Source organism: Roseofilum acuticapitatum BLCC-M154, from assembly GCF_030068475.1.
GTDB lineage: Bacteria > Cyanobacteriota > Cyanobacteriia > Cyanobacteriales > Desertifilaceae > Roseofilum > Roseofilum acuticapitatum.
Genome location: NZ_JAQOSP010000041.1, coordinates 115,683 through 137,445, shown reverse-complemented (window position 1 = coordinate 137,445; position 21,763 = coordinate 115,683). Strand labels below are relative to the sequence as shown.

The 21,763-nt window shown below is 46.8% G+C and carries 18 protein-coding genes; 8 read left to right on the top strand and 10 right to left on the bottom strand.

Annotated elements, in window-relative coordinates; all coding sequences use genetic code 11:
* Positions 1–322: 322 nt before the first annotated feature.
* The 5 genes from PMG71_RS06420 to PMG71_RS06400 form a co-directional block, all read right to left on the bottom strand.
* Positions 323–1,957, bottom strand: a complete 1,635-nt coding sequence (locus PMG71_RS06420; RefSeq protein ID WP_283752826.1) for a calcium-binding protein — start codon at positions 1,955–1,957, stop codon at positions 323–325.
* An 88-nt stretch (positions 1,958–2,045) separates the two neighbouring features.
* Positions 2,046–2,795 carry a calcium-binding protein gene (locus PMG71_RS06415; RefSeq protein WP_283752825.1) on the bottom strand — a complete coding sequence of 250 codons (750 nt, stop codon included), beginning with the start codon at positions 2,793–2,795 and terminating at the stop codon, positions 2,046–2,048.
* A 201-nt stretch (positions 2,796–2,996) separates the two neighbouring features.
* Complete coding sequence (locus tag PMG71_RS06410) at positions 2,997–3,245, bottom strand: hypothetical protein (protein ID WP_283752824.1); 249 nt, start codon at positions 3,243–3,245, stop codon at positions 2,997–2,999.
* A gap of 23 nt (positions 3,246–3,268) precedes the next feature.
* Positions 3,269–5,239 (bottom strand): acetate--CoA ligase, encoded by a 1,971-nt coding sequence (gene acs / locus PMG71_RS06405; RefSeq protein ID WP_283752823.1) that lies wholly within the window; start codon positions 5,237–5,239, stop codon positions 3,269–3,271.
* Positions 5,240–5,722: 483 nt separating this feature from the next.
* Positions 5,723–8,596 carry a CHAT domain-containing protein gene (locus tag PMG71_RS06400; protein WP_283752822.1) on the bottom strand — a complete coding sequence of 958 codons (2,874 nt, stop codon included), beginning with the start codon at positions 8,594–8,596 and terminating at the stop codon, positions 5,723–5,725.
* 78 nt (positions 8,597–8,674) lie between these two features.
* On the opposite strand from PMG71_RS06400, the gene PMG71_RS06395 reads away from it, so the two are divergent.
* Positions 8,675–9,706, top strand: a complete 1,032-nt coding sequence (locus PMG71_RS06395; protein ID WP_283752821.1) for a FecR family protein — start codon at positions 8,675–8,677, stop codon at positions 9,704–9,706.
* 3 nt (positions 9,707–9,709) lie between these two features.
* Here PMG71_RS06395 and PMG71_RS06390 read toward each other — a convergent pair whose 3' ends face one another.
* The 4 genes from PMG71_RS06390 to PMG71_RS06375 all read right to left on the bottom strand — a co-directional run bounded on the left by PMG71_RS06390 (position 9,710) and on the right by PMG71_RS06375 (position 15,633).
* A complete protein-coding gene (locus PMG71_RS06390) occupies positions 9,710–10,939 on the bottom strand; it encodes a hybrid sensor histidine kinase/response regulator (RefSeq protein ID WP_283752820.1) in 1,230 nt (409 codons plus the stop codon).
* 9 nt (positions 10,940–10,948) lie between these two features.
* Positions 10,949–13,450 (bottom strand): MASE1 domain-containing protein, encoded by a 2,502-nt coding sequence (locus PMG71_RS06385; RefSeq protein WP_283752819.1) that lies wholly within the window; start codon positions 13,448–13,450, stop codon positions 10,949–10,951.
* 62 nt (positions 13,451–13,512) lie between these two features.
* Positions 13,513–14,961 (bottom strand): HAMP domain-containing methyl-accepting chemotaxis protein, encoded by a 1,449-nt coding sequence (locus tag PMG71_RS06380; RefSeq protein WP_283752818.1) that lies wholly within the window; start codon positions 14,959–14,961, stop codon positions 13,513–13,515.
* A 294-nt stretch (positions 14,962–15,255) separates the two neighbouring features.
* Positions 15,256–15,633, bottom strand: coding sequence for a hypothetical protein (locus PMG71_RS06375; protein WP_283752817.1), 378 nt, complete (start codon positions 15,631–15,633; stop codon positions 15,256–15,258).
* An 87-nt stretch (positions 15,634–15,720) separates the two neighbouring features.
* Between PMG71_RS06375 and pheS the strand changes: the two genes are divergently transcribed.
* The 6 genes from pheS (at position 15,721) to gshB (ending at position 21,023) form a co-directional block, all read left to right on the top strand.
* Complete coding sequence (gene pheS, locus PMG71_RS06370; protein ID WP_347179215.1) at positions 15,721–16,713, top strand: phenylalanine--tRNA ligase subunit alpha; 993 nt, start codon at positions 15,721–15,723, stop codon at positions 16,711–16,713.
* Between the two features lie 23 nt (positions 16,714–16,736).
* A complete protein-coding gene (locus PMG71_RS06365) occupies positions 16,737–17,348 on the top strand; it encodes a Uma2 family endonuclease (protein ID WP_283752815.1) in 612 nt (203 codons plus the stop codon).
* An 87-nt stretch (positions 17,349–17,435) separates the two neighbouring features.
* Positions 17,436–17,840 (top strand): DUF3119 family protein, encoded by a 405-nt coding sequence (locus PMG71_RS06360; RefSeq protein ID WP_283752814.1) that lies wholly within the window; start codon positions 17,436–17,438, stop codon positions 17,838–17,840.
* A 24-nt stretch (positions 17,841–17,864) separates the two neighbouring features.
* Positions 17,865–19,175: a DUF3086 domain-containing protein gene (locus PMG71_RS06355; protein ID WP_283752813.1), complete on the top strand. Its 1,311-nt coding sequence runs from the start codon at positions 17,865–17,867 to the stop codon at positions 19,173–19,175.
* A 116-nt stretch (positions 19,176–19,291) separates the two neighbouring features.
* Complete coding sequence (gene plsY / locus PMG71_RS06350) at positions 19,292–19,981, top strand: glycerol-3-phosphate 1-O-acyltransferase PlsY (protein ID WP_283752812.1); 690 nt, start codon at positions 19,292–19,294, stop codon at positions 19,979–19,981.
* Positions 19,982–20,051: 70 nt separating this feature from the next.
* Positions 20,052–21,023 carry a glutathione synthase gene (gene gshB, locus PMG71_RS06345; RefSeq protein ID WP_283752811.1) on the top strand — a complete coding sequence of 324 codons (972 nt, stop codon included), beginning with the start codon at positions 20,052–20,054 and terminating at the stop codon, positions 21,021–21,023.
* 228 nt (positions 21,024–21,251) lie between these two features.
* Here the strand turns inward: gshB and psbN are convergent, their stop codons facing one another.
* Complete coding sequence (gene psbN, locus PMG71_RS06340) at positions 21,252–21,383, bottom strand: photosystem II reaction center protein PsbN (RefSeq protein ID WP_283752810.1); 132 nt, start codon at positions 21,381–21,383, stop codon at positions 21,252–21,254.
* A 155-nt stretch (positions 21,384–21,538) separates the two neighbouring features.
* Between psbN and psbH the strand changes: the two genes are divergently transcribed.
* Positions 21,539–21,742, top strand: a complete 204-nt coding sequence (gene psbH / locus PMG71_RS06335) for a photosystem II reaction center phosphoprotein PsbH (RefSeq protein WP_271937362.1) — start codon at positions 21,539–21,541, stop codon at positions 21,740–21,742.
* Positions 21,743–21,763 lie beyond the last annotated feature (21 nt).

Genomic DNA, 21,763 nt, shown 5'->3' with positions numbered 1-21,763 from the left:
CAGTAGGAAAAGATCCCCCCTTGCCCCCCTTAAAAAGGGGGGAATAGGAAAGTCCCCCTTTTTAAGGGGGATTTTCCGCAAGCGGACATGAAAATTTGTTAAGAAGCGGGCAAGATGCCCGCACTCCTCGAATTCTTTGATATGACTGGCATCTTGCCCCCTGGATTTTTAATTAGGGTATTTCCGCTTCGCGGACATGAATAAGCGAACTTGATATGATTGGGGAATCAGGAGAGAGGCTAAGAGCAGGTTTTAAGAGACTCTTAGCCTTCATCCTTATAATCCATTCACCGAGTTTTCGGCATCTCCCATACTTTGACAATTAAGGAATGGGAGGAGAAAAGACTTCCGCTCCTACTTGCATTTGAGCGGCAGACATCGCCACAAAATTGCCACTGCTCAAGCCCCCCGTATAATCCACCAAAACGCCCAAACTTTGTCCGGTTGCCGCAATGCGAATTAACGTATCATTGGCGGCACTTCCAGCTAAATTGCGACTGGTGTCAAACTCTAAGCCAGAGAAGCTTAAACCATTGGTTAAACCGATTAAATCTTGTGTCCCATTCCAATCGAGGATTTGATCGATTAAACCGGGATTATCAGTCGCTTCATCGGTGCGGAAAACGAAGGTATCTATATCTGCACCACCGGTGAGTAAATCAAGGCCTAAATCGCCAATCAGTAGGTCTTGTCCTGCTCCACCATTGAGCAAATCGTTCCCTTGTCCACCGCGCAGGACATCATTACCCGCATCTCCGGAAAGTTGATCGTTACCCAGATCTCCCCGCAGGAGATCGTCCCCATCTTCACCATAGAGAAAATCCTCATTTTGACCGCCTAAAAGGCGATCGCCACCGCCCCCTCCCCGTAAGTTATCATTCCCTTCATTCCCTAAAATCACCTCACTTAAGGAAGACCCAGAAACCTGGTCATTCCCATTTAACGCCCACACTCCGCCTGCATAATTGACTAAGGAGTTTGTCCCTTCTGTAGCACTCAGCACAATTACATCATCAATATCCGTAGCAATCAGACGGGGAATAGGAAATCCTGAGTCAGGAGTGAGAGTCGGATCGCTAGGCGTTGGAGTCGGCGTGGGCGTTGGACTCGGAGGCGCTACAGGGTCACTTGGAGGCGCGACTGGATCGCTTGGAGGTTGTCCTGGAGCTGGATTCGTCGGATTGGGATCTGTGGGGTCTGTAGGGTCTGTGGGGTCTGTGGGGTCTGTGGGATCTGTGGGGTCTGTAGGATCTGTAGGGTCTGTGGGATCATTGGATGCTGTCCCCACTTCTATAGCAGCAGAACCCAAAGAAAAGGTTGAACTCGCCCGACCCGTTAGGTCTCCAAAATATATGAAATTGGAGGTGTCATAAGGATTAAACGGTAAGGGAGTAGTGGCTTGATTAAAGTTATAGTTGCGAAGAGATCCCGTTAAAATTTCGGTTCCGTCGGCTGAAAGGGTATAGTTATTCCCCTCGACTGCCAGGATATAGTTCGTCGCATTAGTCGTATCAAAATCAACAGATTCAGTGGCCGAATTAAAATCTGTAGCAGGAGCGGAAATCTTGTTCGTTTCAAAATCGAGTTCAATCTCGCTTTGACCCCCATTACTGACAGCTAGGACACTAAACCCGAACCGAGTGGGATCGGGGCTATTTTCTGAATTAATGCCCAGATTAAACGACAAAGTATAGCCATCGGTTGGATCGAGGTTGGGAAAATTGGCATTAACGGGAGCGAGTTGAAACGGTTGTAGGCTGGTTGCCTGGTAATTCGTGTAACCCACAAAGCCAGTCTCTCCATTTCCGGTAAAATCTGTATTGAGAGTAACTCGATTATTGCCTAGGGTTTCAGTGGCCGCAGTAGCTAGGGGCGGCGGATCGACTTGTTGTAAGCTCAGTTGTCCTTGTTGAGCCGGCCGAGTTCCTAGGGTTCCGTCAAAAAGGGTGGTTGCCAAAGTTCTATCCTCACTAAATATGGATGGCTATGATTTAAGTTATTCCAGACTACAAGAGCGCTGGTGTTATTTCCTGCTGGTCTTAAATTTAGGGGATCAGAGGAAAAAAGACATTAGATCCCACTTGTAAGTCATTCGGAGTAATGTTTATAAAGTTAGCAGGCCCTAAACCTAGGGTATAGTCTACAACAATGCCTAAACTTTGACCCGTTGAGCCAATAATAATTAAGGTATCGTTGGCTCCTCCTCCGGCTAAGTTACGACTGGTATCAAAGCCGAGGTTAGAATAGCTTAATCCATGGGTGAGACCAATAGAGTCTTGGGTGGGATTCCAGTCCAGGATCAGATCGACGAAATTGGGGTTAACGTTAGCTTCATCGGTACGAAAAACTAGAGTATCAAAGCCTGCTCCACCAGCAAGGTTATCTACGCCTAAATCTCCCATAATAAAATCTTGGCCGATACCTCCATCGAGGATATCGTTTCCTTGACCTCCTCTGAGGGTATCATTACCGGATTCTCCGAAGAGTTGGTCATCTCCGAGGTCTCCGCGCAGGAGGTCATCTCCGTCTTCACCAAAGAGGAGGTCTTCGTTTTGTCCTCCCAAGAGGCGATCGCCTCCTGGCCCCCCTCGCAATTGATCGTTATTCAGGTTGCCTAAAATCACCTCACTCAGGCTAGACCCATAGATGGTGTCGTTTCCAGCAAGGGCCCAGAGTCCTCCCGCATAGTTAATGAGGGAATTTTGACCTGGAGTAGAATTTAAGCCAATAAAATCATTAAAATCCGTGGCTAAGAGACGGGGGGGAAAGAAGGAAAAATCAGGGGTTGTGACCATCAGTGATATGAATTAACAATGAATAATGAACAATTAACAATTATCATGTCGGCGACAGCCGAAACAATGGGTCTGGGTTGGGAGCTAGTTGGCTCTATGCTTTTCCTCTGAGGAGTGCGAGCATCTTGCTCGCTGCTTTTCCTCTAAGGAGTGCGAGCATCTTGCTCGCTGCTTTCCTCTGAGGAGTGCGAGCATCTTGCTCTATGCTTTTCCTCTAAGGAGTGCGAGCATCTTGCTCGCTGCTTTTCCTCTAAGGAGTGCGAGCATCTTGCTCGCTGCTTTTCCTCTAAGGAGTGCGAGCATCTTGCTCGCTGCCTTTGCTCTAAGGAGTGCGAGCATCTTGCTCGCTGCTTTTCCTCTGAGGAGTGCGAGCATCTTGCTCGCTGCTTTTCCTCTAAACGGCTTTTCTCTAGCGAGCGAGACGCTCGCACTCCTCTCGTCCATCGGCATTTAGGGCAGTCGCGGCACTACGGTTAGGAATCTTCCCTCAGTTTATCCAGTACGCTACGGTCTTCTAGGGTGGAAGTATCGCCAGCAATTTCTTGTCCTCCGGCAAGAGAGCGCAGTAAACGACGCATAATTTTACCCGATCGCGTTTTCGGCAGAGCATCCGTAAAGCGGATCTCACTGGGACGAGCTAGGGCCCCAATTTCAGCCACCACATGCTGCTTTAACTCTTTTTCTAGCGCTTCCGAACCACTATAGGTTCCTTCTAGAGTCACAAAGGCAACAATTTCTTCCCCTTTGAGTTCATCGGGTTTCCCGACGACTGCCGCCTCAGCAACGGAGGGATGGGAAACCAGAGCTGATTCAATTTCCATGGTTCCTAACCGGTGTCCAGACACATTCACCACATCATCAACCCGGCCCATAACCCAGTAATAGCCATCCTCATCTTTACGCGCTCCATCACCCGCAAAGTAGAGATATTGGCCATCTTTGGGGGGGATATGTTCCCAATAGGTGCGCCGGAAGCGATCGGGATCGCCGTAAACCGTTCGCATCATACTCGGCCAGGGATGACGCACCACTAAATAGCCCCCCTGATTATCCTCTACCGGGTTGCCTTCGAGGTCTACGACATCGGCCAAAATGCCAGGGAAGGGTAGGGTGGCAGAACCGGGTTTGGTGGGAATGGCTCCGGGTAGGGGAGTGAGCATAAACCCGCCGGTTTCCGTTTGCCACCAGGTATCGACAATGGGACATTTTTCATGGCCGATAATGCGGTGATACCACATCCAAGCCTCTGGGTTAATGGGTTCGCCCACTGTGCCTAAAATCCGCAGGGAGGAGAGGTCGCGAGCGTTGGGGTGATGTTCTCCCATTTTGATGAAGGCGCGAATGGCGGTTGGGGCGGTATAGAAGATGGTTACGCCATATTTTTCGACCACATCCCAGAAGCAACCGGGGTTAGAGCCACGGGGGGCCCCTTCGTACATGACGGTGGTGGCTCCGTTGGAGAGGGGGCCATAGACAATGTAACTGTGGCCGGTAATCCAGCCGACATCGGCGGTACACCAATAAACGTCCGTTTCTTGCAGGTCAAAGGCCCATTTGAGGGTCATGTGGGTATAGAGGTTATAACCGCCAGTGGTGTGAACGACTCCTTTGGGTTTGCCGGTGGTTCCGGAGGTGTAGAGGATGAAGAGCATGTCTTCACTGTCCATGGGTTCGGCGGGACAGTTTGCAGAGACTCCGGCTTGTAGGTCGTGCCACCAGTGGTCGCGCCCTGGTTCCATGTGAACTTGTTGGTTGGTGCGTTGGACGACGAGGACGTTATCGACGGAGGGAACGGCATTATCGGCGATCGCCTTATCCACTTGGGGCTTGAGGGGTACAATGTTATCTTTACGCCAACCTCCATCCGCAGTAATGACGAGTTTGGCTTCTGCGTCCACCAGGCGGTCTTTGAGGGCTTCGGCACTAAAGCCGCCAAAAATGACGGTATGGGGTGCGCCAATGCGGGCACAGGCTAAGAGGGCGATCGCCGCTTCTGGGATCATGGGCATGTAGATGCCAACGCGATCGCCTTTTTGCACCCCTAACTGTTTCAGCACATTGGCCATTTGGCAGACTTCCCGATGCAGTTGGGCGTAGGTGAGGGTGCGCGAGTCTCCCGGTTCTCCTTCCCAAATGAGGGCAGCTTTATTTTTGCGCCAGGTTTTCAGGTGGCGATCGAGACAGTTATAAGAAATATTAATTTTTCCCCCTACAAACCACTTGGCAAAGGGAGGTTGCCAGTCCAGGATTTGATCCCACTTCTCAAACCAATCTAATTCCTGTTCTGCCAGTTCTGCCCAGAACGCTTGGGGATCGGCTTTGGCTTTTTCACAGAGCTGCTGATACTCTTGCAGGCTTTTGATGTGGGCATTTCCAGCAAATTCGGCTGAGGGGTGAAATTGACGCTTTTCCTTGAGGATCGATTCAATGGTTGGTTGTGACATGCTAGGTCGGTGAATCTTATAGTAAAGGTCTATCCCCTCTTTGTAATCCAGAATCACCCCAATATAGATTGAGTTTCATTAAGCTTAAGATTTCCCGCGATCGGGCTGTCATAGCGCTGAGGTTGAATGGATGCGTCATATCAAGTTCGCTTATTGATGTCCGCGAAGCGGAAATACCCTAATTAAAAATCCAGGGGGCAAGATGCTCCCACTCCAGTCATGTCCGCGAAACGGAAATACCCTAATTAAAAATCCAGGGAGCAAGATGCTCCCACTCCAGTCATATCAAAGAATTCGAGGAGTGCGGGCATCTTGCCCGCTTCTTAACACATTTTCATGTCCGCTTGAGGAAACCGGACTTGATATCAACTTCACTTGAGCATTTTTCCCTAATCTTGAGGTTCAGGACTGTCCGCCTCTTCAAATCAAAAGAGTTGAAATGATTACTTATTACTCATTACTCAACAGCGCAAAGCGCTGTAATTACCGCCATTCCCCTTGCAAGGTAAACCCCGCCCAATAATAGGGTTGCCACCAGGAGGAGTTTTCCCACATTTCTAATTGCGCTTCCCGCAAGGCTTGACTGGGGGATTTTCCTTCTGTTAATAAGGTCTGGTAAAAATCAATCATCAAATTTGCCGTGGCTTGGTCATCGACGCTCCACAAACTGACGACTAAGCGGGGAGAACCTGCATACATAAATCCTCGTGTTAAGCCGATTAATCCTTCTCCTTGGATATTTTGTCCCAATCCGGTTTCGCAGGCACTTAAAACGACCAATTCACTGGGGAGATTTAAGTTAAAAATATCATGGAGTCTTAGGAACCCATTCAGGGGTTCGCCATCAGAATTGACTAAGGAAAAGACTAAACCAGATAGGGCAGGGTTGGTGCTATTCATTAAGCCATGGGTGGCAAAGTGAATAATCTGATATTGGGAGAGTTCGTTGCTGGTGGCTAACTCGCGACTGGCGCTAAATCCAAAGCCTTCGAGACGCTCTGGAGCAGGAACGAGGGCTAAAATGCTTTCGGCTTCCTGGTGGGTGTAGGGGAGGCGGTCAAATAAGACACCGGATTCTTTGGCCGATCGCTCCAAATCTGGCGGTAAGGGTTGGGCTTTTCGGGTGGTATTGCTGCTGACTCGACCATCATTTTGCCCAAACACCGGATCGGCAAGTACCGCTAGGGTTTTGGGGGCGCGGCTGCGTCCTTGGGTTTCTCGTCGCAGGATGGCGACTGTGGAAGCGGAGGGCAGATGAACGAGTTCATGATTAGCAATTAGGGGTTTATATTCCGGGAGACCGGGTACAGCAAGAGCAGCAAAAGGTACATATTGTAAGGCTCCATGGGCGGCGATCGCCAATCGCTTATCTCCCAACTCATCAGCCACTGGCCCTAAAATCTGCTCACTGAGGTCAAATGCAGTTGCTTCCATCACCTTACGGCGTATGCGTTGAATCGGAATCGTCAGGGCATCCCGAAAGTCACGGGCGCTCTGTTCTATGGTTTCGCGCCCCGGCAATTCATAGCTCTTGATCTCCGTAGAACTAACGAGCCACAGGTGACTGCGTTCTTTGCCCAAAAAGTATTCTAACAGCAGGGTATCCTCGTCTAGAACCTGGGTCTGGATCTCCTCTAGGGTGAGGGGTTGGGGTTGGGTGAGGGCGGCATAGCGGGGACTAGAGACCCGAATTAGGGCTTGTACGGCTCGGTATTGGTCGAGAAGCACTTTAATGGTTTCCTCGATCTCCTCGGCTTCCCGTTGAGTATGGGAGCGACTGAGAATCTGTATCCGGCGCTCTTCCTGAAGGCTCAGTTGCTGTTGTAGGCTTTTTTTCTGTTCTAGGAGGCTGGGGTTAACTCCAGCACTCACATCCCCAGAAGCTCCAGCGAGAATATCTAACAATGATCTGGCTCTAGCCTGTTCGCTCACTTGCAAGGCTTGAGCATCATAGCCCTTTTGGGGAGACTCTTGGTGCATTTGCATCAGGAGATCGATGTAAAATTCGTAATAGTCCTGTTTGGAGGCAAAAAAGCTGGTGCGTAGCTCTTGACTGGCAACGGCGATCCGCATATCTTCGATAATGGCGATCGCCGGTTTCAACGTCTCCAGTGCCTCTTCTAATTTCCCCTGTTTCTGCTGCACTTGGGCGATACGATATAGACTGAGGGCTTCTTTGGGGCGATCGCCAATTTCTTGCCGAATGCTTAGAGCTTGTTGATAATACTCTAGGGCTGTTTCTGGTTTTCCCTGGTTCGCATGAACATAGCCCAGGTTATTTAGGGTACTCGCCTTTCCTTTGCGATCGCCCACTTGTTCCCATAGGGGTAGGGCTTGCTCATAATAACTCAGGGATTTTTCCCAATTTCCCCGATCCGCATACACATAACCCATATTATTTAGGGTACTCGCTTCACCAGGGCGATCGCCCACTTCTGCCCACAAGGGTAGCGCCCGTTCATAATAGGTGAGTGCTTGTTGGGATAACTCCACTGCATCATAATACAAACCAATATTATTCAACGTCCGCGCCATCCCTAACCGATCTTTAAGAGTGCGATAGGTCACCAGGGCCTGCTCATAGGCTTGTAAAGACTGGTCATAATTCCCCAAATGATCGTAAATAATCCCCATATTATTCAGGGTTGCCGCTTCCCCATAGCCATCTTCCACTTCGCGCCAGAGGGGAAGGGCGCGGTTATAGTAATCTAGGGCTTGCTGATACTGACCGAGGCGATCGTAAACCACACCCATATTATTAAACGTATAGGCCTCTCCTCCAATATCCTCAACCTGTTGATAGTGCGGTAGTGCCTGACGATAGGCCTCAAGCGCCCGATCCATATCCGCCTGAATTTGATAAATTAAACCCATTTGGTTCAAACTATCCGCCATTCCCACCGGATCGGCACTTTGCTCATAAAAGTCTAAAGCCTCTTGCACATAGTCTAAAGACGGCTCTAATTGTCCTAAATTTTTATAGACAATTCCCAACAGTAAACCACTCAGGGCCGATCGCTGTACCTGGCCCTGTTCCTGATACAATTGGTAAGCCGTTTTCAGCAAGGGAATCGCTTGCTCGAATCCTCCTGCTGTTCCTTGTTGATACCATTCTAGGGCCTGTTGAAAAATAGAGTCTGGAGAATTTTCATCAAGGGTTTTGGCGATCCGTTGAGACCCCGATAAAGGGGTAAGCCGGTCAAAGGGCTGTAAATTCTGGCTAGACTCAACGGGAAAAGATGGTTTTCCCATGGCTACTCCCAGGCTAAACAGAATCAAGCCCATCAGAGGTAAGGGATAATTGATGTGCGATAAGGGGACAAAGGGCGATCGCCAATTCATATTTAGTTCTTGCAATCTTACAGGGAAAAATAATCCTGATTGGCATCAGGACGACTGAACAAGCAAACAAAAATTGAAAACACCCTATTAAAAATGAAGCTGTTTGATTCCTATATTCCTCAAATGTTTCCTACCCTGTTCCGAGTAGGACTATTTTTGAGTCTTCTAAGTTCTAGTTTTTGGACTCAACACAGCTCGGCGAGTTCCGCAGAACCGCCCGATTCGGTATCTGTAACGCTGCACCCTGAAGCTACTGTTGAGTATAACCAAGATTTACCGGGAATAGGTGAATCTTTAAGTTTACAGGTGGCGCAAGCGCCTAGGGTGCGATCGGTTACGGTAGAAGAAATTAACGGTACGGTTTTGTTTAATGGTCGCCCTGCTCGTGTGGGCGATCGATTGCTCAATGCTGAGGATGAGATTATTACGGGGAAGCATTCAACAGCGAGATTAAGAATTGATAATCAAATTGGTTTGGTAGAATTAGCACCACAAACGACCTTTCAAGTGGATACCCTGGAAGGGGGAAACCGACCGATTACGGGATTTTATATTGCTATTGGACGAGCCAGATTTTCAATTTCTGCCTGGGTGAGTAATCCAGAGCGTTTATTAGGGCAAACCGAGGAGCAAATTACGGGATTAAAGAGCCTAGATATTGCCCAATCCAATTCTACGGAAGAGGCTCCAGTGCGGGTCAGGACTCCGGCTGGGGTTGCCGGGGTGCGAGGTACGTCTTTTGGGGTGAATGTGGGCCCAGATGGCAAAACGTCAATTTCCACAATTAAGGGTCAAGTGGGAGTCTTCAGTCAAGGTCGGGAACAATTGGTGAATCGGGGATATTACTCGGTGATTAATCCCGATCGACCGCCAACCCTAGAAGAAATTACCCCCTCTTTATCTGAATTGAGAGTCCGGAGAATTTCAAGGGTGGGTAGTGGAGCGTTGATTGTGGCTCAAGCCAATCCGATGGATATTGTGTATGTCAATAACTGGGAAGTGCCAACAGATGCTCAAGGTAAGTTTAGGGTGCGGGTGCGTTCTGGCGATCGCGTCCGGATTGTCCTGCGCGGCCCTTCTGTGCGCGAGCGGCGCTATATTTTGAATGTGGATCTTAGAGATTAATGCTTAATCTGGATAGGGAATAAGCAACGTAAATTCAGTTCTCTGGCCTAGTTCTGACTGACAAGCAATTATTCCCTGGTGCTTCTCTTCAATGATTTGGCGGGCGATCGCCAATCCCAACCCCGTTCCTTTACCCATTGTTTTCGTCGTGAAAAACTGCTCAAACATACGCTGTTGTAAAGATGCTGACATCCCTACTCCATTATCAGCAATCTGAATCTGGGCATATCTCCGGTTATCACGCTCCTCAAGAGAGGTGGTCACGCTCAATTGGGGAGTCTGATTATTGTTTCTGTCTTGTTCTGGGGCAGAAAATTTAGCATCAATAGCATCAACTCCATTAATCAATAGATTCATAAAGACTTGATTGAGTTGGGCACAATAACAGCGAATCAAGGGTAAATCATAATAATTTTTTACCACTTTAATCGCCGGTCTATAAGGTTTTTGCTGTAATCGATGTTCAATGAGACTAAAAATACTGTCAATCCCTTCATGTAGATTAACCGCCTTGTATTCAGATTGATCGAGCCTCGAAAATGTTTGCAAGGCAATGACAGTAGATTTAATCCTTTCTGCTCCCTGTTTCATAGAAGCTAATAACCTAAAATAATCTTGCTTCAGAAAATCTAAATCTATTTTTTCTTGCCAATCTTGAATTTCAGGATGAGGATTGGGGTAGTAAGTTTCATATAGATCTAAAAGATGCATGATTTCTTGATGATATTGACCAGCATGGGCTAGATTACCATAGACAAAATTAACAGGATTATTAATTTCATGGGCAATACCTGCGACTAATTCTCCCAAGGTCGATTGTCCAAATTCTTGAATCAGTTGGAGTTGAGCCGCTTTAAGATCGAGGTGAACTTCAATCCGGGCTAATACTTCGTCATGATCGAAGGGTTTAGTAATATAGTCAACCGCTCCAAGTTGCAACCCTTTAACTTTATTAACCGTTTCTGAAAGAGCCGTCATAAAAATTACGGGAATATTTCGGGTTTGCTCATTAGCTTTGAGACGGCTACAGGTTTCAAAGCCATCGATTCCTGGCATCAGTACATCTAATAAAATGAGATCGGGTTGATTGCGTATGGCTTTGCTGAGAGCATTTTCTCCACTTTTAGCAATGGTCACTTTATAATTAACTTGTTGGAGAAAATCCAATAAAACCTTCAGGTTAGTCGGATTATCATCTACAACTAATATGGAGGCAGATTTTAAAGTTGTCATAGGTAAAAATTAAAGGTTATAGGTATCGAGGATTTCCAGAATTTTTTCGTCCTCAAAATCCTTAGCCAATTGCAAGATACGATGAGCAAAAGCCTGATATTGTGGATCTAAATTTTTAATTCGCATTGCTTCTGACTCAATGCCAGCAATATAGCCTTCTAGGGTGGCATTACGAAGGGTAATCAGTTCACTGGCTGGCGGTATAATCACGCTTTCTCTATTATCTAAATCTGGGGAATCATGAACAGCTTCAAGGGTTTCTTGGGTATTATATTCCCATTCAATTTCTAAATATTGCTGTAATTGGTCGAGCAGTTCTTCGGGTTGTACAGGTTTAGGCAGAAAGTCATTACATCCGGCAGCTTGACTTTTCTGGCGATCGAAGTTGAATACACTGGCAGAAGAAGCAATAATGGGAATTTGGCTTAAGGTTTCGGAGGCTCGTAACTTTTGAGTCATTTCAAAACCATCCATAATGGGCATGGCAAGATCGGTAATAATTAAATCAGGCTCGGATTCGATGGCTCTCTCCCAGCCTTGTTGGCCATTTTCGGCTTCGAGGATCGTAAAGCCGATGGGTTTAAGCCAATCTATTAAGACTAACCGATTTTCCGGGCGATCGTCTACAATCAAAAACTTGAGCGGCAGATTACGGGCATTCTCAGAGATTAGAGTATACCCACAAGGAAAAATTTGTAAGGGTGTTGTGCCCAAAACTTGCCAATCTTCGGCTCCAGGAAGTTCGAGATTAAACCAAAAGCGACTGCCTTTTCCGGGAATACTGGCAACATTAATCGTTCCTCCCATCATCTCTACCAGTTGGCGAGTAATGGCTAATCCGAGTCCGGTTCCTTCATCTTGACGGGTGCGATCGCCCACTTGCTCGAATGCGAGAAAGATGTTTTCCAGTTGTTCAGTTTCCATCCCCACACCCGTATCTTCTATCTCAAACCGAATCCAATGCATGGGTTGAGGGGTTGCGGCATTCCCTCGTCTAGGTTGCTCGGTGACGGTAAACATCACTTGTCCCTCATCGGTGAATTTAACTGCATTTCCGAGCAAATTAATCAGCACTTGACGCAGACGTTTTTCATCGGCACGAACCGCTTGAGGCAAAAGGGTAGAGGCGCGATAAACAAACCCAATTTCTTTTTGTTCGGCTCGAATTCGACAAATGTCTACTACGGTTTGTAAAAATTTCTGGAAATTAAAATCGGTCGGATAGAGTTCTAGCTTTTGGGCTTCAATTTTGGACAAGTCTAAGATATCGTTAATGAGGGTTAACAAATGGGAGCCACATTGATAAATGATGGTCAGTCCATCCTTTTGTTTGGCAGAGGTATCGCGATCGCGCTGTAGAATCTGAGCATATCCGAGAATTCCATTAAGAGGAGAGCGTAATTCATGACTCATGTTAGCAATAAAGGTGCTTTTGGCTTGGTTTGCCACTTCCGCTCTTTCCTTGGCTACCTCTAGTTCGGCAGTGCGTGCTTGAACCCGATCTTCGAGTTCTTCATTGGTTTGGGCTAGGCGATTAAGGGCTGATTGCAATTGATCTTCAGCTTGGGAGCGTTCGGCAATCGCCGCGATTAGAATTAACAAAGTAAACACAACTACCGTAATAAACGATTGCAAGAAAATCAAGGATTCATTCACATTTTCTCGGGCAAATACTCCTAACCCTTCTGCTGTTGCCATCACTGCATTAGCAGAAACCAGCACCATTAAAAATGTGGTGGCTAGTTGTCCAAAACGAAATGCACACCAAGTTAGCAAAGGAATCAGCACATACTCAACGGGGTACTCTCCCCAAAATGTGATTTTGCTCACCCAATAAATTAAGGCCAGTAAAATAAAGCCTTCAATATTTTTTTGAGAATTTGCCCGATCTAAAAGTTGGCTTATTTGTCTCTTAAAATCATCAAGGTTACGCATTCGTAACCATTTTTGGATCGTCCGTTGGTTTAGCTCAATGGAATGGGCTAAACATAACAGCAATGGAGCAAGGACAAATATACCAGCAACCTCCGTGATCCACCAGGAAAAAAATACTTCTCCATAAATTGCTACTGGTATTTTGTGTTGTAAATAAAGAGAAGTCACCCCTAGGGTTGTACTGACAATGGGTGACAACATACCGGCCAAGATTAAAAATTTTAAAACATCTGAAATTCGATAGAAGGGGTGGCGATATTTAAGGGTTTTTCGCAACAAAAAAGACCCTAACCAACAGTTAAAGGCAACTCCAAACCAGATTATAAAGTAAAGCAAAAAATCTCTAGAGGATAGGGAATCTATGTGACCGATCCAGGACAGAATATCGGTCAAAAATGTCCCTAAAAAAACCCCAATAACCATAGGATTACCAAGGAGATAAATGGCGGCTAGGGCAACACCGGATGAGGGCCAAATTAGGGTGAAATCATCAGATACTGCGGCTGTTTTTTGAGCGATTAGGGCAAATATCCCATAGGCTATAGCAACTCCGACGATCGCTATAGCTGTAGACATAAGCTTTGACTTTTTTGATTTAGGTTTTATTGTATTGTGCATAAATTTTTCAATGAATTGAATTAAACCATAAGTCTTAAGTGTTCGGCAGCAATTTTGAGTTGCTCCGTGCCAGATTTGAGCTGACTGATACCATCAGCGCTAATTTTAGCCGCTTTATTGAGTTCATTAATCGCTTGTAGGATTTGGGCGATCGCCTGTTGCTGTTGTTGGGCACTTAAGAAGGTTTCTTGATTATTAATAAAGACTTCCTGGATAGATTGGGTCACTCCTAAAAAAGAATCGGCTGTACTTTTTAGGGTTTTACTACTATTTGCAACCGTAACTTTACCCCGATCGGCAATAATCACCATATCGCCGATCGCCTGTTGAATTTCATTGACCAGATCATTAATTTTTACAGCCGAATCCCGACTTTGATCGGCGAGTTTTCGGATTTCCGTTGCCACTACACCAAACCCACTCCCATGCTCTCCGGCTCGAACTGCTTCTACTGCCGCATTCAAGGCTAACATATTAGTTTGGTTGCCTAAATTACTCACTAATTCGGAAATACTGGCAATTTCTTGGGCATGTTGCTTGAGTTCTGCAATTTTGCTGGACATCTGATTCACTTGTTGGTTTAAAGTATGGATGTCTTCAAGGGTATGTTCTGCCGTTTGGTTGCCTGCTTCACTCAGTTGCAGAGCATTCGTCGCATTGCTAACTGTTGATTGTGCCTGTTGTGCAGATTTTTTAGCCGTTTGACTCAATTCATCGATTGATACTGTGGTTTGATGCACAGAAACTGCCTGTTGACTGATAATTCTTTCTTGTTCTGCGGCAATGGAGTCAATTTTAGTAGAGGATAGGGCAATCACTTCAATCACTTCTTGTAATGCAGCCGTAACTGCTCGGCGAATAATGATAAATCCTACGGGAGATCCGACCAAAATTGCCCCAATCAAGAGGGGAATAAAAACCCAGAGGGTTTCTTGGTAAATCTTGCCCGCAATTTGTCTCTCTTCACCCGCTACTTGGAGTTGTAATTCAGTTAACCGATCGATGCGTTGGGTAATTGGATCGATAACTAGATAAAGTTCTCCGTCAAGACGATCTAATGTGGTGCGATCGCCCCTTCTTAAAACTTCTTCTAAATTTTGAATGTCGGGTTGAGCTTGAGCAAATAAATTTTCAATTTCCTGCGCTAGAACTTGTTCCCTATTGGTTAAAACCGTTTGGGTATAGGCTTGCCAATTCCTTTGAATTTCCACCTGTGCTTGTTGTACAGAGACTAAAGCTTGGGACAAAGAAATTTGGTTGGCATTGGCTTTATTGACTGCATCGATAATACGGATGGCATATTCGTCGGAAACTCGTTTGAGTTGAGACAAGGGAATCACGCGATCGTCATAAATGGTTCCAATGCGATAATTAATCCGATTAAAAGAATATATGGCATAAAATCCTACAATACATAAGGTAATTAAGGGAATCCCAAATCCTAGATATAACTTTTTACTTAACTTCACGGCGGAACCTCCTATGGGATATGGTCTGTAGCTCTATAACAGCAGTTCCTAGTCCAATCGGGTAGAGTTTAGCCCCTTGAGTCTTGCCAATACAAGCTCATGATGTTATTTATCTTTTCTTTGCTATGTAGTGGACTCTAATTTACTGAAAAAAAGAATCAATTACAACCCATAAAAATACGGATTTTTTGATTTTATTAGGAGACGTAGCCGAAAGAAGTAGGTAAAAAAACTAGAGTCTAATAGTTACTCCAATTGTAAACCAGATTGATTCAGAATAACCCAAAAAAATCTTTAAGTTTGTTTATAATTCAAGGGGTCACAAAAGGACTCAATACCGGATTTTAAGACATATAAAACTACGGGAGTGACGAGCAGGGAGGGACAAACTTGGGCGGCTTTGAGGGTAGTCACTACATCTGCGAGTTGCCCTTGCTGAAAATAGCTCTGACAGGGGTCTTGGCATAAAATGACCCGACAGCGTTTAGCGACTCCAGATAACCAGTCTGTGCGATCGGGTTGTTGTCCGGCTTGAATACCGAGGGAAAGAGCGGCATCTTCGAGATCTCCTTCACAGTCTTCAATTTGGTCTAAGGCTTCTAAGGCTTCTGCGTCGGCGGCTAACTCTGTGCGATAATGGGCGATCTCTTGGGAAGAAAGGACAATCGTCATAAGAATCTGGCAGTGGAGAACGGGAATAATGGTAACATCAGGTAAGGCATTATGCTCTTTCCAGACCTGCCAGCGCCGAAAATGGATATGTTGACTGACCTTGAAAAACAATTAGCTGATCTTAAACAAGCCGCAGTGGAGGCGATCGCCTCTTGCGAGGATCTCCAGAAGCTTGAGGAACTCCGTGTGACTTATCTGGGCAAAAAAGGTCAGTTACCGAAAGTATTGGGAGGGATGGGCAAGTTAGATCCCGGCGATCGCCCCCGCATCGGTGCAGTTGCCAATGAGGTGAAAACAGCTCTCTCTACTGCCCTAGATGACAAAAAGAGTACCCTACAACAAGCCCAAATTCAAGCCAAGCTCGAAGCGGAAACCCTTGATGTGACCATGCCTGGGGTCTATCGTCCCCAAGGGCGCATTCATCCTTTAAATAGTACCTTTGACCGCGCCATAGATATCTTTGTGGGACTTGGCTACACTGTAGCAGCCGGGCCAGAAATGGAAACCGACTACTATAATTTTGAAGCCCTCAACACTCCCCCTGACCATCCGGCTAGAGATATGCAAGATACCTTCTATCTCCCCGATGGGAATCTCCTGCGTACTCATACCTCCTCAGTGCAAATTCGCTACATGGAGAAGAACGACCCCCCGATCCGGATTGTGGCTCCGGGACGCTGCTATCGTCGCGATACGGTCGATGCTACCCATGCGGCGGTTTTCCACCAAATGGAGTTACTGGCGGTAGATGAAGGTCTCACGTTTACAGACTTAAAAGGCACAGTCAAAGAATTCCTCACCCAAATGTTTGGCGAGGTGGATATCCGCTTTCGAGCCAGTTATTTCCCCTTTACGGAACCCTCCGCAGAAGTGGATGTGCAATGGAATGGCAAATGGTTGGAGGTCTTAGGCTGTGGCATGGTAGACCCCAATGTATTAAAAGCGGTAGGCTACGATCCAGAAATCTATACTGGGTTTGCAGCCGGTTTTGGGATTGAACGCTTTGCCATGGTGCTGCATCAGATTGATGATATTCGCCGATTTTATAGCAGCGATCTGAGGTTTTTACGCCAGTTTTAAGGGGTTGAGGAGCCAAGGAACCGATGACTAGCCTATTGATAAAATCTGAACAGATCTTATGGCCCATCGATCTCTCTGCGCTCATTCCCTTATCAACGATGAGCGATCGCCAGTTCTATGAATTTTGTCGCACCAATGTCAATTTGCAAATTGAACGCAATGCCGATGGAGAAATTATCATTATGCCTCCAGCATTTGCTGACACGGGAAACCGCAAGGGTCGAGTTTTTGGCCAGCTTTTTATCTGGTCTGAAACCGATGGCACTGGAGAAGCATTTGATTCAAGTTCTGGGTTTACATTACCCAATGGAGCCGTGCGATCGCCGGATGCAGCTTGGATATTAGGCGATCGCTGGAATGCTCTCTCACCAGAACAACAGGCTTCTTTTGCCCCCATCGCGCCTGATTTTGTCGTCGAACTCCGCTCTAGCAGCGATACCCTGACCAGTCTCCAGACCAAGATGGCAGAATATATCAGCAATGGAGTACGCTTAGGCTTGCTCATCGATCGCCAGAATAACCAAGTGCATATCTATCGCGGCGATCGAGAACCTCAAATTCTAGATCGTCCAGAGTCAGTCAATTGTGAACCAGAGATGCCAGGGTTTGCGTTAAAGATGGCTAAAATTTGGTAACGCGGAAGATGGGATCAAAGGCAGATCCGGCATTACCAGCCACGGCACGATAAAATAGTCAACCGTAGGCGATTTAGAACTTCATCGATGACCTCAACTCCCTTTTCATCTTCAACCTCAAACCCTACCCTAGAAACGGTTACCCTCAAACCGAGTTACCGGATACCCTTAGTGCTAGTGTTGCTCGCGATTCCTCTCGGAGCAGTTCAAATTGGCTTGAGTCTGGCGATCGCCCTCTTTGGGTTATTCTTAACCCTACAAACCACAACCATCCGCCTAACCTTTACCCCAACAGCTCTTGAAGTTTACCGTTCGGGCAAACAGATTCGCCAATTTCCCTATCGGGAATGGCAAAATTGGGAAATTTTTTGGGACAAACTGCCCATCCTGTTCTATTTCAAAGAAATTAAGAGTATCCATTTTGTCCCCATTATCTTTGACTACTCAACCCTCAAGAGCTGTCTGGAAGAACGCTGCCCCCGTTCTCGTTAATCCTGTAGAACCGATGAATAACTGATGAATACCGATCCATTGAATCCTTGGGACTCCAATCCCGAAACCCCTGCAACTCCTCCAACTCCCTCTGACGCTTCTGAAGTTTCTGAACCCTTAACCTCTCAGGAGACGGGGGATGTTGAACAGAAAAGTGAAGAATATGAAAACCTAGACGATCAAAATACGGAAACGGGAGATAGCTTACTCCCCCTTCAGCTTGATACCAAAACCCCCGATCATCCCGAACCCCGCGAAGAAATGGCAGCCACAGATGGGGGACAAGAGCAAGGGGACGGATTGGAGGATCAAGACTCAGAACCCCCCAAGGATGAAGAACTGGATGAATGGCAAGCGCGAATTGATGAGTTAAGGTTTACGGAGCAAGCCCTGCAAAACCAGGTGCAGCAATTGCGACAGGAAGCCGATCGCCTGCAAGAGCAACTGGAAACCCAGCAATCCGCCATGGGGCAATTGGTGCAAGCTGGCTTAAGCGAGCTAGAACATCGCAAACATAAGCTAGAAGTGACCATCGAAAAACTGGAAAGGCGAGCCGAGAACATCCGTGCAGAAATGCGGACGAGCTTTGCTGGAGTTTCCCAGGATCTCGCCATCCGCATTCAGGGATTTAAGGATTATTTGGTCGGGAGCTTGCAAGATTTGGCCAGTGCGGCGGAAAATATAGAATTGGGGCCAGATGTTCGCGAACCCGTAGCCCCCGTGGAAGTGCCGATGATCCGTTCCCGTCGAGAACCGGAGCGCCCCCCAGAATTAGACAATCCCCAATTTACTAAACCCAAGTTTGCCGATCAAGTGCGGCAAATTCGCAATCTGTTGGATCAGTATCGCACCCGTCCAGATTATTATGGCCCCGCTTGGCAGTTGCGGCGCACGTTTGAACCCATCCATGCGGAACGGGTATCCCAGTGGTTTTTTACCCAAGGAGGACGGGGTGCGGTGCGTACCATGGGGTCTCGTCTCCAAAATATTTTGGTGGCTTCGGCGGTGATTTCCGTGGTCTATAGTTTATATGGCGATCGCCTGCGACCCTTGATTTTAGTCAATACTCCAGAGCGTTTGGGCGAATGGCGACGGGGTTTGCAGGATTGTTTGGGTATTTCGCGCATGGATTTTAGTTCAGACCGAGGGATTACCATGTTTGAAGCTCCTGAACCCTTAGCCTTAAAAGCCGAGCGGATTACGCAACAGAAGCAACTGCCTCTGATTATTATTGATGAGTCTGAGGATAAGGTGAGTGTGTCAATGTTGCAGTTTCCCCTCTGGTTGGCATTTGCACCGAATCCAGAAGCACCACCGATGATTGATAGTTGGTAGAGATCCCCCCAACCCCCCTTAAAAAAGGGGGGCAACGCAAGCAAAGTCCCCCTTTTGAAGGGGGATTTAGGGGGATCGAAACGTTGGATAAAGTAGATCGATAAAGAGGTAAAAGTATGGAAGGGGCGATCGCCATTAGTCTGTTGATAGGGGCTTATTTATTGGGTTCTATCCCGACTGGATATTGGTTAACCAAAGCTCTTAAAGGGATTGATATTCGGGAGTCTGGTTCCGGTTCAACTGGGGCAACCAATGTGTTGCGGACAGTGGGTAAAGGTGCAGCATTAACGGTACTTTTAGTCGATATCTTTAAAGGCGCGGCGGCTGTTTTTCTGGTGCGCTTTGCCTATCAATGGCATTGGCTCACTTCGACTTCGCTCAGTGAGCAATGGCAAGATTGGATGGTGGTGTTGGCAGGATTTTTAGCCCTATTGGGTCATAGCTTATCGATTTGGTTAATCTGGAATCAACCGGAAGGAAAATCCCTCACTAAAGGTGGAAAATCAGCCGCCACCAGTTTAGGGGTATTGTTGGCCCTATATTGGCCGGTGGGTTTACTCACGTTTGCCGTGTTTGGTAGTGTCATCGGCATTACCCGCATTGTATCACTGGGTTCTATGAGTGCGGCGATCGCCGTTTCCGCACTGATGGCAGCTTTCCATCAACCCCTAGCCTACGAAATCTTCGGCATTATCGGCGGCTTATACGTCATTGTGCGACACCGCAGCAATATCGAACGCCTTCTAGCCGGAACCGAACCCAAAATCGGCCAAACCTCTTCCCAAGCCTCCGAACCCTCCACCTAACCCCATTCCCCATTCCCCATTCCCTATTCCCTATTCCCCATTCCCCATTCCCCCATTCCCCCATTCCCCCATGGATATAACCTTTATCATCGACCCCATTCACCGTCTCGATCCCTGCCATGATACCAGCGTAGCCATGATGGAAGCAGGGCAAAAGTTAGGTCATCAAGTTTGGATCGCTCAAGCGCAAGAATTAGAAGTACGATCCGGCAAGGCTTGGGCTAAATTATCCCCCGTTCGCTTAACCCCAGTCGAGTTAAAAGCAGACCATTGGGTAGCTGAAAATCCTTGGTTTGAAGTCGGAAACCCGGAGTTTCGTCCCTTAGAAGAGATGGGTGCAGTGTTTATGCGTACCGATCCCCCCGTGACGACTTCCTATTTATATGCCACCTATATTTTGGATTATATTGATCCTCAAAAAACCCTGGTGTTGAATAATCCGAAAGGATTACGCAATGCCAATGAGAAAATGTACGCCCTTCAGTTTCCCCAATTCATCCCTGAAACCAGGGTAACGGCAGATAAAACGGTGATTCGTGAGTTCGTCCAAACTCAAGGAAAAGCCATTATGAAACCCTTGGGAGGCAAGGCAGGAGAAGGGATTCTGATCTTGGAAGCGGGCGATCGCAATTTTAATTCCTTAATTGAACTCAGTACCCAAAACGGAAAATTACCGGTGATGGTGCAGCAGTTTTTACCCGCAGCTAAGGAGGGAGATAAACGGATTATTGTCCTCAACGGAGAACCTATTGGCGCAGTGAATCGAGTTTCTAGAACCGAAGAATTCCGCAATAATATGGCTGTCGGTGGAGAAGTGGAAAAGACAGAAATTACTGAGCGAGAACAAGAAATCTGTGCCCATTTAGCCCCTGTTTTACGCCACAATGGTCTCTATTTTGTCGGCTTAGATGTCATAGGTGGCTATCTGACTGAAATTAATGTCACCAGTCCCACCGGTATTCGAGAAATTGACCGCTTAAATGATGTGCGTTTAGGGGAAGAAGTCATCACTTGGGTGAGCGATTATGTGAAGTTTGGTTAAACGCCATAATTAAAATTCTAGGGAGCGAGACGCTCCCACTCCAGTAAGATGAGGGGATTCGAGGAGTGCGGGCATCTTGCCCGCTTCTCTTTTCCCATTCACCGGACTTGATATTACTTCTCAATTGGAAGACTTCCAAGCACAATTAAAGGAGATCAATGAACTAAAGGTCATGAAGATCGATAGAAAGCCCCTACATGATACACCAGTGCTAAAGGTTATATCTTGCTAATCTTCATGATCTTCAAAGGGATCGTCTAGGGCTTCTGAGGGCGGCCCAAAAGAGGTATATAACGAAACACCAGTTAAAGCCAGTACAATGACCACAATACCAATATTAAGAACCGTTGCAGTTTCCATAGGTTTCTGAACTAAGATATACTATCCTTAAATATAGTATTACAAAAATTTACATTTGGTGGCGATCTGGTCATCCCGATTCCGTCAGGATTCGCAGTTCTGCCAGACCCAGACCAGTGTAAAATCAGAAAATTGAAACGGAATATAGGAGACCCATGGCACAACGTACCCGTTTAGGAGAAATCCTCAGACCCCTCAACTCCGAATATGGTAAGGTAGCCCCCGGCTGGGGAACCACCCCCTTAATGGGAGTGTTTATGCTACTGTTCTTAGTCTTCCTGCTGATTATTCTCCAAATCTACAACTCCTCCCTTCTGCTGGAAGGATTAGATGTAGACTGGACGACTCTCGGTCGGTAGGATACGGCAATCATATTACAG